Origin of the sequence: Bacillus cereus group sp. RP37 (genome assembly GCF_040459695.1) — a bacterium.
GTDB lineage: Bacteria > Bacillota > Bacilli > Bacillales > Bacillaceae_G > Bacillus_A.
Map to the genome: position 1 here is coordinate 1,926,177 of NZ_JARVHP010000001.1, position 13,832 is coordinate 1,940,008.

Below are 13,832 nucleotides of genomic sequence, written 5' to 3' on the forward strand. Positions count from 1 at the left end.
TAGGACTGCGTTTTTTCGTATAAATTTGTTCTTTTTTATTCTGTATATGTATTGCTATTCATAAATTAATAACAATTGAGGGGGATGGAGTTGAGGTCGATGAAAAAAGTATTATTTTTAGGAGACCCGGGAATTGATGACTCTTTAGCAATTATGTATGGATTGTTGCATCCTGATATTGATATTGTCGGCGTAGTAACGGGATATGGAAATGTAACGCAAGAAAAGGCAACGAGTAATGCGGCATATTTATTGCAAATGGCAGGAAGGGAAGATATACCTGTTATTAATGGTGCGAAAATTCCTTTATCCGGAGATGTTATAACGTATTATCCAGAAATTCATGGAGCAGACGGTTTAGGACCAATTAAACCTCCAAAAGCTTTTTCACCAAATATAAAACCTTTTTGTGCATTTTTTGATATTCTTGAAAAGTATAAAGGAGAATTAATCATTGTTGATGCGGGAAGGTCAACGACACTAGCGACAGCATTTATTTTAGAAAAGCCGATGATGAAGTATGTGAAAGAATATTATATAATGGGTGGTGCTTTTTTAATGCCCGGCAATGTGACACCAGTCGCAGAGGCGAATTTTCATGGTGATCCGATTGCGTCACAATTAGTGATGCAAAATGCCAAGAATGTGACATTAGTGCCACTGAACGTTACATCTGAAGCTATTATTACGCCGGAGATGGTAAAATATATTACGAAACACTCTAAAACGAGTTTTAATAAGTTAATTGAACCTATATTTACGTATTATTATAAAGCTTATAAAAAGTTAAACCCGAAAATAACAGGTAGTCCAGTACATGACGTTGTTACAATGATGGTTGCGGCGAATCCGTCTATTTTGGATTATGTGTACCGTCGTGTTGATGTAGATACAGTTGGAATTGCAAAGGGAGAGAGTATTGCTGATTTCCGTCCTCAACCTGACTCGAAAGCTTTAAAAAATTGGGTGCGAATTGGATGGTCATTACATTATAAAAAATTTCTCGAAGACTTCGTGAAAATTATGACGTAGACATAATGGGAGAATACAAGTTAAAATAATGGAGATGGTTACTAAAATAATCATCTCCATTATTTTGTTTGTAAGAGATAGATAGAGAAGAGTTACACAATAGGAGAGGAATTTTACTTGAAAAAAACTATAGTATGCGCAGTAATTGTGGGTATTTTCGTTTTGCTAATATCGGGTAATTTTTTAGTGAAAAAAGTGTGGAGTTCAAATAATGATGATGCGCAGTATATCGCATCCTTTATTGAAGAACATAAAGATGAAAAAAATAGTGCGCTTCTAGTAAAGAGAAATGATAAAGTTGTTTATTCTGTTAATCCAAATGTTGTATTGCCAGTTGCTAGTACGATGAAGTTAATTGTGGCGCTTGAATATACGAAACAAGTTACGGAAGGGAAAATTGATCCGTCTAGTTTCGTTTCCATTAATGATGTAAATCGTTATTATGTGCCGAATACAGATGGTGGTGCACAAGATAGATGGCAAAGGTATTTGCAAAAGACAGACAAGATAACAGAAGGAGCAGTTTCTTTAGAAGAAGTAGCAAAAGGAATGGTTAAGTTTAGTTCGAATGCAAATGCTGAATATTTGATGGAAGTGTTAGGATTAGATAATATTAATCGGAATTTACAAAGCTTATCACTTCCAGCACATCAGCCGCTATTTCCGATTGTTTCATCTTTATACATCCCTGGATATTTGCATAAAGAACTACATGTTCCGAAATATAAAATAGAGAAAAAGTTAAAAGAAATGTCCCAAGAGCAATATCGTGAATATGCGATGATTATTCATGAACGCTTAAAAAAGAAGGGACCATTATTACAGAAGGAAATTCCTCTTTATTTAGAGGAACGTTACGATAAAATTTGGTCAGATCGATTACCAGCAGCTTCTGCAAACGATTATATGGTACTGCTTCAAAAGGCAAATCATAAAGGTGGCCTGACAGAAGCCGAAGAAAAAGTGTGGGCTAATATCGTTGAAACAGATATGAGTGCTAAGAAATACCGTAAAACATTTAGACATGCAGGGCAAAAAAATGGCTATACGCCATGGACAGTTACAAAAGCAGTTTATGCGATGGATAAACGCGGGAACTGTACAGAAATAGTGTTCTTAGCAAATGATTTAAATGAGGACGACAGTGCAGAAATACGGAAACATTTAGCAAACTTACATTTTCAAGTGTTGCAAAGTGATAAGTATGATGCGACCTTTATTAAATAAACTCGGTGCAGAGAGCACCGAGTTTATTTTTATGTACAAGCACTTTTTCGCCATCACTGGGTATGATGGGTAGTAGTACTTAGGTGAGAGGGGAAAAGGTGATGAAACAAAGTAAAGAAGAATTTATAAAGAGTGAAGGCGCTGATTTCCCTGGGAAAACATATGTGAATTGCGTATTACAACATGTATTTGATTTTCAACGAAATTACTTATTGAAAGATATGTTTCAAGTGCATAAAGCGCATATTGCGATGCTAACCGAAGAAAAGTTAATGAAACAGGAAGAAGCTAAAGTTATATTACACGCACTAAAAGAGATAGAGGGAATTCCAAAAGATCAATTGCTATATACAGAGCAGCATGAAGATCTCTTTTTTTTAGTGGAACATTTAATTTCTCAAGAGGCGAAATGTGATTTTGTCAGTAATATGCATATTGGTAGAAGTAGAAATGATATGGGTGTAACGATGTATCGCATGAGTTTAAGGCAATATGTACTACGATTAATGGAACATCATTTGTTATTGCAAGAAAGTGTATTGCAACTCGCTGCTGATCATAAGGAAACGATTATGCCAGCTTATACGCATACACAACCAGCGCAGCCAACAACATTTGGTCATTATACGTTAGCGATTTATGATACGATGCAAAGAGATTTAGAACGAATGAAACGAACGTACAAACTTTTAAATCAGTCTCCAATGGGAGCCGCCGCTCTATCTACAACAAGTTTCCCAATTAAACGAGAGCGAGTTGCCTATTTACTTGGATTTACAAATATAATCGAGAACTCATATGATGCTGTTGCTGGAGCGGATTATTTATTAGAAGTTAGCTCGTTACTTATGGTAATTATGACGAATACGAGTAGATGGATTCATGACTTCTTATTATTAGCGACGAAAGAATATGATGGTATTACTGTTGCAAAGCCATATGTACAAATTAGTAGTATTATGCCCCAAAAGCGAAATCCAGTTTCAATTGAACACGCCCGTGCGATTACGAGTAGTGCTTTAGGGGAAGCATTTACAGTATTTCAAATGATTCATAATACACCATTTGGTGATATTGTTGATACGGAAGATGATTTGCAGCCGTATTTATATAAAGGAATTGAAAAGACTATTCGTGTTTTTTGTATTATGAATGCAGTCATTCGAACGATGAAAGTAGAAGAAGAAACGTTGAAAAAACGTTCCTATAAACATGCAATTACGATAACTGATTTCGCAGATGTATTAACAAAAAACTATGACATTCCATTTCGGCAAGCTCATCATGCAGCAAGTGTTATTGCGAATATGTCATTGGAACAGAAAAAGGAGCTACATGAATTACATTTCAAAGATGTAAATATATACTTACAAGAAAAATTTAAAATACATTTGTCAGAAAAAGAGTGGGAAGAAATTGTATCACCAGAAGCTTTTATTCAAAAAAGAAAGGTATATGGTGGACCGAGTAAAAAAGAAATGGAGCGTATGATTAAAAATCGAAAAGAGTCATTTCGAAAAGAAGAAGAGGTATTTGAAAAGGAAAAAAAGAGAATTTTACAAGCTGAAAATGATTTAAATACGTTAACTTTGAATATTATTGAATCGTAAAAGAGGAATTTAATGAATTAATCGCCAATACTTAATGAAACTATAAATAGAGAGAAGAGATTGTCGATGATTCAATTACATGTATATGAAGAGATTCTTACTTTTAAAGAAGAGGTTATACCATTTTTAGAGAAGAATGAGCAGGAAAATAATCTCGTATTAGGTGTATTACAAATGGTCCAAGAACCGATATTTATGGGGGTAGCAAAACAAGAGGAAGAAATAGCAGTTGTATTTCTTCAAACAGAAGAAAAGAAACAAATAATTGTTGCTACGTCTGAAATTACGGAAGAGGCCATAGTGGAACTTGCAAAAAAATTAACGAAAGTATATCCAGATGTTCCTGGATTAATCGGTAATAAGAAAATTGTACAGAAATTAGCGCAAGAAATTGCGGTGTTAGAAAATAAGAAAACGAATGTTGCAATGGAGCAAGGTATATATGAATTAAAACAAGTAAAGAAAAAGTGGAACGGAGATGGAATCTTTCGAGAAGTAAGTAGTGATGAGCTAACGTTAATAGAACAGTGGATATATCAATTCTGCGAAGATGTGAATCTTCCTACTACGAAAGAAGAAGCGAAACAAACCGCCCATACATTAATTACTAATCGTCGTCTATTTGCTCTAGAAGTAGACGGAGAGCTTGTTTCTGTAGCTGCAAAAACGAGACCAACTACAAACAATATAACAGTTAATTTCGTATATACACCGAAAGAAGCGCGGAACAAAGGGTATGCATCTAGCTGTGTCGCTGCACTTAGCCAACGTATGTTAGACGAAGGTTACAAAACAACGACATTATATACGGACCTGGCAAATCCAACATCAAATAAAATTTATCAAGAGATTGGTTATGAACAAATTGCGGAGTCTGTACTCATATTTTTAGAGAAGTAGAACAAAAAGGCGTGCTATTTTAGCACGCCTTTTTGTTACTCATCAATCCGAATGACTTCACCTTGCGGGAAATTCTCAGTTTCTAGTAAGCTACGAATAGCTTTCGCAACGTATTCAGGTGATAGTAGTTTTCCTTCTTCTTTTAGTGCGATGAAGCGGTCTAAATTGATGAAGTCTTCTTTATTTGTGTCGCGAATTTGTGCTTGCATACTTGTATCAACAACACCAGGTGCAAAAGCGACGATTTTTACGGGATATTCTTTTTCTACTTCTTCGGTTGCTACGCACTGTGTAAACATATTTACGCCAGCTTTCGTCGTACAATAAGCGCCCCATCCAAAATAAGGATTTTTTCCTGCGCCAGATGAGATGTTTATAACACGTTTATCTACTTTCCAGCCTTTCGTATGTTTCATGAAAGTAGAGGTAAGAATCATCGGTGCAAGTAAGTTAATTTGAACGTTCGTAATGAATTGTTCGCTTTCTGCTTTTTCAATTGGTTTCATAGGTGCAAGTGTACCTGCATTATTAATTAAATGAATAGATGATACAGTATCTTCTTGAATAGATGAAAGGATTTTGTTAAATTTCGTTTCTAAATTATGTACATCTTGAAGATCTAAGGAGTGGAAAACACAATTGCTGTTATATTGTTCTGCGAGTTTCGTAAGCTCTTTATTTTCTTTTCTAGAAATAGAGATGATACTCGTATTTTCTTCTAACAATTGCGCGGCGATTGCCTCACCTAAACCTTGTGAAGTTCCTGTTACGATAACATAGCGCATAGTGTAGTAAGCTCCTCTCGTATGTGCGGAATTTTGTTGGACAAAGTACATTGCATAGTTTGTCTACATTTTATAGTATAGAGCACTTTTTACTATAAATGAAATGAGATGATTATGTGCCTTTTATGAATCGCTTTACTACAACAGTAACTGGTGCCGTCACGTTCACTGGGAACACATTAGGACTAAGTCCGACATCACCTGCGCCAGGCAATAACTTTGGTACGATTGATGTATTCACAACGGTGAATACATCACTACAAGTACCTGGATTCCCAGCAGGAACGACGAATGATTGGCCACTAAATTCTTCAAGTGCAATTTTGAACCTGCCAGCAGGAAGTAGTGTCTTATACGCAGAACTTGTGTGGGCTGGCACATACCGGACTGATACGGAGGATGTTACTGCGTTTTTAAATGATGATATCACCTTTATAACACCAGTGGGAACATTTTCTGTTACACCAGATCCCGCTACTGCGCAGCAAGGTTCAGTAGGGAAGCAGTTTTATTATAGTCGTTCTGCTAATGTAACGAACCTTGTTAGTGCAGCTGGGGCTGGCACATATACAACAGGTGCCGTGCCAGCTGCAAGAACTTCAGCTGATTCAACAATTAGTCGTTCGGCTGGCTGGACTCTTGAAGTGGTTTATCAAAATGCGAGTTTACCACTAAGGAATTTATCAGTTTATGCAGGACAAGAAATTATTGAGGCCTCATCACCACCAGTTGATGCTATTATTTCAGGTTTTGCAACGCCGTCTACGGGAACTGTTACAGGAAGAGTACTCGTAACTGCCCAAGAAGGTGATTCTAACATCGTTGGAGATCAACTTCGCTTTGGACCGAATGCAACTGCTACAGTTGCTTTATTCGGACCGAGAAATCCTGCAAATAATTTTTTTCAATCACAAATTTGTAATGACAGTGGGAATTTAGATACGAGCGGCACGTTTGGAAATTTGAATCAGCCGTTAGGAATCGCTTTAACAGTTCGAAGACAAGGGTGGGACGTTACGAATGTAGATGCCTCTTCATCATTAGTAAACAATCAAACGTCCGCGACTGTTCGTTTCGTTACAAATGGAGATGGATACGCAGCAGCTGGTTTTGGTGTTCAAATTGATGCAACAGGTCCAATTATAAACCCTGTTAAATCAGTCGATAAAACAGTTGCAGGGGTAGGAGATATTCTCACATATACGATCACCGTTCCGAATACAGGAACAGGAAGTGCAGAAAATGTGGTATTACAAGACAGTATTCCAAATGGAACAACATTTATAGCTGGTAGTGTAACAGTAGGTGGAGTAACACAGCCGAGTGCGAATCCAGTTAGTGGAATTAATTTAGGTACAATCCCTAACAATGCTCAAAGAATTGTTACATTTCAAGTGAGGGTCACAACATTCCCAAGTCCGAATCCTATTCCAAATCGTGCAATGGTATCTTACCAATTCCGTCCTTTTGTAGGAAGTCCACTTGTTACAAGCACATCTACTTCAAATACAGTACAGACGACGGTAAATCGAGCGAATTTAAGTTTGCAAAAATCTGTAGATTTACAGACCGCAACCATTAATGATGTATTAACGTACACAGTTAATGTGACTAATAATGGAAATGTTACTGCAAATAATATTGTTTTTGTTGATAGTATCCCTGCTGGAACAACATTTGTTCCGAATAGTGTTACGGTGAATGGAGTAGCACGTCCAGGAGCGAATCCAGCAAGTAGTATTAATCTTGGAAGTGTTAATGCTTCGCAAACGACTGTAGTGCGTTTTCAAGTTCGAGTAACATCTAATCCGCTTGTCAATCCAATTCCGAACCGCGCGAGTGTAACGTTTAACTTTACTCCAGTGCCTGGTCAAACACCAATTTCAGGTCAAGCGACAAGTAATACTGTATTTACTACTATTAATATAGCTGATATAAGAACGAGAAAAACAGTGGATAAAGCTTTTGCGACGGTTTCCGATATTCTTACGTACACCATTACAATTGAGAATATCGGAAATGTACTTGCGACAAATGTTATTTTTCAAGATCCGATCCCAATCGGAACGACTTTTATCGCAAATAGTGTGACTGTGGATGGGGTTTCACAACCTGGGGCAAATCCATCGACTGGGTTTACAGTAGCGAATATATCTCCCGGCGGAAGTAGGACAGTGACTTTTCAAGTACGAGTGACATCTACGCCATCAGGAGGTACGATTGCGAATCGTGGAAATGTATCTGCTAATTTCGTCGTTATTCCGAATCAGCCACCAGTAACGATTAATAGACAAACGAATACAGTGGTGACACAAATTAATACAGGCGGTTTAAATGTAATAAAAGAAGTGAATACAATGCAAGCGGCAGTAGGGGATACTTTAACATATACGATTGCGGTCCAAAATACAGGAAACGTTCCGTTAACAAATGTATTTTTCCAAGACGCTATTTCTTCCGCTGTTTCTTTCGTTGCAAATTCTGTAACAATTAATGGATTACCGCAAAGTGGATCGAATCCAAACACAGGATTTTCTCTTCCGAATATTCCTGCGGCTCAAACAGTTGTAGTCACATTTGATGTATTAATTGTACAGGATCCAGAAAATGAAGATATTTTAAATCAGGCAAATGTAACAGCAAGTTTTCAAGTGAATCCGAGTGAACCTCCAGTAACAATCAATGTTCCGAGTAATGTTGTGAATACAACAGTACAATCAGGGAACTTTGAAGTTGTGAAATCGGTGAATACGGATGTTGCAACTGTAGGGGATGTTTTAGTATATACAATTGAAATAATAAATGCAGGTAGTGTACCAGCTACAAATGTGTTTTTCAAAGATTCAATTCCACAAGGGACATTATTTATTGAAAACAGTGTATTTGTTAATGGTGTTTTACAAGAAGGGGCAGATCCAGAACTTGGATTCCCATTAAATAATTTGCCTACTGGCGCGAATGTAATTGTTACGTTTGAAGTGTTAATTGATGAAATTCCCCAAGGAAATAATGTTGTAAATAATGCGAATGTCACTGGAGATTTCCTTGTAAATCCAACAGAGCCACCGATTACTGTAACAGTACCAAGTAATACTGTTATGACAGTCGTGAATTCTTCAGGGTTAAATGTAATGAAAAGTGTAAGCGCTACTGAAGCAGGAGTAGGAGATACGTTAACGTATACAGTTCGTATACAAAATAGTGGGACAGTAGCAGCAACAAATGTATCATTCCTTGATCCGATTCCATCTGGAACAACGTTTGTAGCGAATAGTGTAACAATAAACGGGGTTTCTCAACCGGGTTTAAACCCAACAACTGGATTTCCACTTGCTAATATTCCAGTAGGAGGGATGGTAACAGTTACCTTTCAAGTGACAATCACGAGTGTACCACCAAATAGAGTTCTTCCGAATAATGCGAATGTAACTGGGGATTTCCAAGTAAGTCCTCTCCAGCCCCCAATTACAATTGTAACGATTAGTAATATTGTTGTGACGCGAGTGAATGTAGGATCACTTAATGTAATGAAGAGTGTAAATACACCACAAGCAGGAGTAGGAGATACGTTAACGTATACGATTCTTATTCAAAATACAGGAACTGTTCCTGCAACGAATATTATTTTCCAAGATCCAATTCCGTCTGGTACTGCGTTTGTAGCAAATAGTGTGACGATAAATGGAGTTGTACAGCAAGGCGCGGATCCTATGGCAGGTTTCCCGGTACCAAATATTCCGGTCGGGCAAACGGCTACGATTACGTTTCAAGTTACAGTGACGAGTGTTCCGAGCGGTGGAAATGTTAGAAACCAATCGAACGTTACTGCAAGTTTTCTTATAAATCCAGCAAACCCTCCAATAACGACTGTTACAAATAGTAATTTTGTAGTGACGCAAGTAAACACAGCACAGTTAAATATACAAAAATCTGCATCTGTACAACAAGCAGCACTAGGAGAAACTTACACGTATTCTGTTGTCATTCGAAATAACGGCACAGTAACAGCAACGAATGTCTCTTTTATTGATCCAATTTCTCCAGAAACAACATTTGTTGCAAATAGTGTAACGATAAATGGAGCACCACAACCTGGGTTTGATCCAAATGTTGGTTTCCCGCTTCCTAATATTGCAGCTGGAACATCATTGACAGTAACATTTCAAGTTACGGTAGTTGCACCGTCTACACGTGGAGCAGTATTAAATACAGCATCTGCTACAGCCACTTTCTTATTAAATCCTTTACAACCACCTGTAACAACAACGAACTCAAGCAATACAACGGTAGTTACAATACCGTTACCTCCTCCTGGTGAAGTAACAGCAACAAAAACAGTTGACGTTGCAACTGGAGCGGTAGGGGATGTATTAACGTATACCGTGCTCATTTCAAACGTAGGAATTATACCAGTTACAGATGTGTTCTTCCAAGATGTCATACCAGAAGGAACGACATTTGTAGAAGATAGTGTAACGATAGGTGGGGTGCAGCAACTTGGGTTAAATCCAGAAATAGGATTTACAGTTACGCCATTATTAATTAATGGTGGAAGTATTGAGGTAACGTTCCAAGTGACGATTACAGAAATTCCAGATAATGAAGTCATATTAAATGATGCAGACGTTACATTTACTTCACAACCAAATCCGCAGGAACCACCGATTACGGAAACGATATTAACAAATTTAGTCGTTACGACAATTAATATAGCGTTTATTTTTCCATTGAAACTAGTAGATAAAGAAGTAGCGACTGTAGGAGAAATATTAACGTATGATGTATTAATTTTTAATTTCGGAACAGTGCCAGCGACGAATGTTCAATTTATCGATACGACTTCCGCGGGTGTAGCATTTGTGCCAGGAAGTGTGAGCATAAACGGGGTACCAGCACCAGGATTAGATCCTTTCATTGGTTTTACAGTTCCAGATATACCTGTAGATGATTTTGTACTTGTCACATATCAGGAAGTGGTTACAAGCATACCAGAAGGTGGAACGATTGTTAACTTTGTAGACGTTACAGCTACATTTGCTGTAAGTGAAACAGAACCACCGATTACGGAGACGACGACAAGTAACACGACATTAACAGAAATAAATGAACCTGGTTTGAATGTATTAAAATCAGTAAGTCAGCCAATTGTTGCAGTAGGCGATACAATCACATATACAACAGTAGTTCAAAATACAGGGACAGTGACAGCAACGAATGTTCAATATAGTGATGTACTACCTTCCTCTATAGCATTCGTGCCGAACAGTGTAACGATAGACGGTGTGTTACAACCTGGATTCAATCCGAATAATGGATTCCCGCTTCCAGATATAAATCCAGGGGGAAGTGTAGAAGTCACATTCCAAGTAACCGTTGTTAGTGTTCCATCAAACGGAACAATTGCTAATACGGCAAATGTTACGGGAAGTTTTATATTAGTGCCAGGAGAACCACCAGTGATAGTAAACCAACCGAGCAATACAACACTTACAACTGTAAATAGAGGACGATTTACTGTTATTAAACAAGTAAACCGGGCCGCTACCCTTGTTGGAGATGTATTAACGTATACAGTGCAAATAACGAATACAGGAACAGTAATAGCTAATGATGTTCAGTTTATTGATACGATTTCAGCTGGAGCATCATTTGTACCGAATAGTGTAACGATAAATGGAACTCCGCAACCAAACTTAAATCCGATTACTGGCTTTGGAGTAGGAGATATACCAGTTGGTGAAACAGTTATAGTGACGTTTCAAGCGACAGTTACAAACATACCGTCATCAGGAACAATTACGAACGTTGCAAATATAACAGGAAGCTTTACTTTAGTGCCAGGAGAGCCACCGGTTGTAATAATAGAGCCGAGTAATACGACGATAACAAGGATAAATAGAGGAAGATTCAGCGTTATAAAATCTGTAAATAAAGAAGCGACACGTGTAGGAGATACGTTAACGTATAGTGTGCAAGTTACAAATACGGGAACGGTAACAGCGACGAATGTTCAGTTTATCGATATTCCATCACCTAGTTTAGAATTCGTTCCTGGAAGTGTACAAATAAATGGAATTCCGCAAGTAGGTTTAGATCCATTTGTAGGCTTTTCATTACCTGATCTTGCAGTAGGGGATAGCGTATTAATTACATTTGAAGTAAATGTAATTGCAATTCCGCCTTCAAGTAGCATTATGAATACAGCGAGAATAACGGGTGATTTTGAATTGATTCCGGGGGAACCTCCGTTTACAATTACGAATTCAAGTAATACGACAGTCACACCAGTAAATAGAGGCAGTTTAGATATGCTGAAAGAAGTAGATCATTCAATTGTTGGAGTAGGGGAAACGGTAACGTATACTGTTCGTATATTAAATACTGGTACTGCTGACGCGATGAATGTTCAATTTATCGATGTGCTATCTCCGGAAGCTGTTTTTGTACCAAATAGTGTAACTGTAAATGGAGTAGCTCGTCCGGGAGTAAATCCACAGGTTGGATTTACGATTTTAGACATTCCAGTCGGTGAGACGGCGATTGTAACATATGAAGCTACAATTATAAGTTTTCCGGATGGTGGTACAGCAGTGAACGTTGCTGGCGCGTTAGCAGAGTATATTTTAGTACCAGGAGAGCCGCCAGTTACAGTGATGGATACGAGCAATACAGTTATAGTGACGGTAAATACTGCAATCTTATTTGTTGCAAAAGGAGCAAACTTTGAAGTAGCAATGGTAGGGGATGTTATCACTTACGGAATTGCCGTTATAAATGATAGTACAGTTCCTGTGACGAATATTGTTTTAACAGATATCATTGACCCGAATACGTTCTTTATAAACGGAACGGTAACCGTAAATGATGTACCTCTTCCGTTTGCCAATCCGAATACCGGTATTCCGTTAGGTGATTTTCAGCCAAATGATGCAGCGATTATTAACTTCCAAGTTGTAATAACAGGAGGGCAAATAAATAATTTAGTTACAAATACTGCTATAGCAAATGGGCTCGCAACTGTAAATCCGGATGAGCGGCCTGTAGTAGTTGAAGGCGATAGTAATACAGTTGTTATCCCATTTATTCCTCAAAATGTCTCAACGACAGTCGTAAAAACGGCAGATCTTCAAACAGCAACAATTGGAGATGTCATTACGTTTACGACAGTCATTACAAATACGGGTGATACTGTCATGCAAAATATTCGTTTTCAAGACACGTTAGATAGTAGTGTTCGATTTATCCCTGGAAGCGTAATAGTCGATAGTGTTCCATTACCAAATGTAAGTCCAGTATCAGGGTTTCTTATAGGAAATTTAAATCCGGGTGAAGCGCGGACAGTTTCGTTTCAAGTAGCAGTTCAGAGCGCACCAAGTGGTTCAGGAAATTATATTAACCAAGCGAGTATTCGCTTTGAACATCAAGTAGGTACAGTATTGCCACCTGTTACACAAATAATAGAAAGTAACATAGTAGTCATCCCATTTGTTCCAACGATAGAACAAATTTGCGAAACGAACTTTAATTGCTTAGATAAAATTCCATTTCAATGTTCTCCGTGTAATCAGTTACACGGACATAAAAAATAAAAACAAAAAGAGCATCCTGAAAGAATAGGATGCTCTTTTTGTGTGTATCGGTCATGTAGATTCATTTTCGGGAGAGGTAAAAAACTCGTTGATTTTGTTGGAGAGTAGAAATGGAATAGCTCCTTTTATAACAGAAATATCCCAATCCCACCATGCGAGATTCTCTAGTTTGTCAATCGTTTCTTGTGGGAAACGATATCGAATAAATTTTGCAGGATTACCAGCTACAATTGCATACGGAGGTATGTCTTTTGTAACAACACTCTTTGCCCCGATAATGGCTCCGTTACCAATTGTAACACCAGATAGAATGCAGGATTGATAACCAATCCATACATCATTGCCGACTACGATATCACCTTTTGAAGAAGGGTGACCAGTAATATGTGCTCCTTCATCAAAAAGTGCATTAAATGGGTAAGTCGTTATCCAGTCTGCACGATGTTCACCGCCAAGTATGAAAACGACTTCTTCTCCTAATGAACAAAACTTACCTATTTTTAAATTTGTTTCATCGTTCCAAGAAAAAATGGTTGGCCCTACTTTACTATAAGTATAATCACCAATATCATATTTATTATATTCAGGTTTTTGATTTAAATATAACATAACGAATTTAGCATCCTCTCTAAAGCAAGTAATGGATATGGAACATTATATGCAACTTGGAATAAGGCGAACTGTGTTGT

7 protein-coding genes are annotated in these 13,832 nt (G+C 37.6%); 5 read left to right on the plus strand and 2 right to left on the minus strand.

Going from position 1 to position 13,832, the window contains the following annotated elements; translation table 11 throughout:
- Positions 1-99 precede the first annotated feature (99 nt).
- From QCI44_RS10175 to QCI44_RS10190, 4 genes are all read left to right on the plus strand, one after another.
- Positions 100-1,032, plus strand: a complete 933-nt coding sequence (locus tag QCI44_RS10175; RefSeq protein ID WP_016135111.1) for a nucleoside hydrolase — start codon at positions 100-102, stop codon at positions 1,030-1,032.
- Between the two features lie 117 nt (positions 1,033-1,149).
- Positions 1,150-2,259 carry a serine hydrolase gene (locus tag QCI44_RS10180; RefSeq protein ID WP_016086874.1) on the plus strand — a complete coding sequence of 370 codons (1,110 nt, stop codon included), beginning with the start codon at positions 1,150-1,152 and terminating at the stop codon, positions 2,257-2,259.
- A gap of 83 nt (positions 2,260-2,342) precedes the next feature.
- Positions 2,343-3,869: an argininosuccinate lyase gene (gene argH, locus QCI44_RS10185; protein WP_301331492.1), complete on the plus strand. Its 1,527-nt coding sequence runs from the start codon at positions 2,343-2,345 to the stop codon at positions 3,867-3,869.
- Between the two features lie 66 nt (positions 3,870-3,935).
- Positions 3,936-4,769, plus strand: a complete 834-nt coding sequence (locus tag QCI44_RS10190; protein ID WP_016135109.1) for a GNAT family N-acetyltransferase — start codon at positions 3,936-3,938, stop codon at positions 4,767-4,769.
- A 35-nt stretch (positions 4,770-4,804) separates the two neighbouring features.
- On the opposite strand, the gene QCI44_RS10195 is transcribed toward QCI44_RS10190, so the two are convergent.
- On the minus strand, positions 4,805-5,554 hold the full coding sequence (locus QCI44_RS10195) for a (S)-benzoin forming benzil reductase (protein ID WP_016086877.1): 750 nt from the start codon (positions 5,552-5,554) through the stop codon (positions 4,805-4,807).
- Between the two features lie 116 nt (positions 5,555-5,670).
- Between QCI44_RS10195 and QCI44_RS10200 the strand changes: the two genes are divergently transcribed.
- Complete coding sequence (locus QCI44_RS10200; RefSeq protein WP_016135108.1) at positions 5,671-13,143, plus strand: DUF7507 domain-containing protein; 7,473 nt, start codon at positions 5,671-5,673, stop codon at positions 13,141-13,143.
- A 51-nt stretch (positions 13,144-13,194) separates the two neighbouring features.
- Here the strand turns inward: QCI44_RS10200 and QCI44_RS10205 are convergent, their stop codons facing one another.
- The gene (locus tag QCI44_RS10205) at positions 13,195-13,752 is read right to left on the minus strand and encodes a CatB-related O-acetyltransferase (RefSeq protein WP_016086879.1); all 558 of its coding nucleotides are present in this window, start codon (positions 13,750-13,752) and stop codon (positions 13,195-13,197) included.
- Between the last annotated feature and the right edge of the window lie 80 nt (positions 13,753-13,832).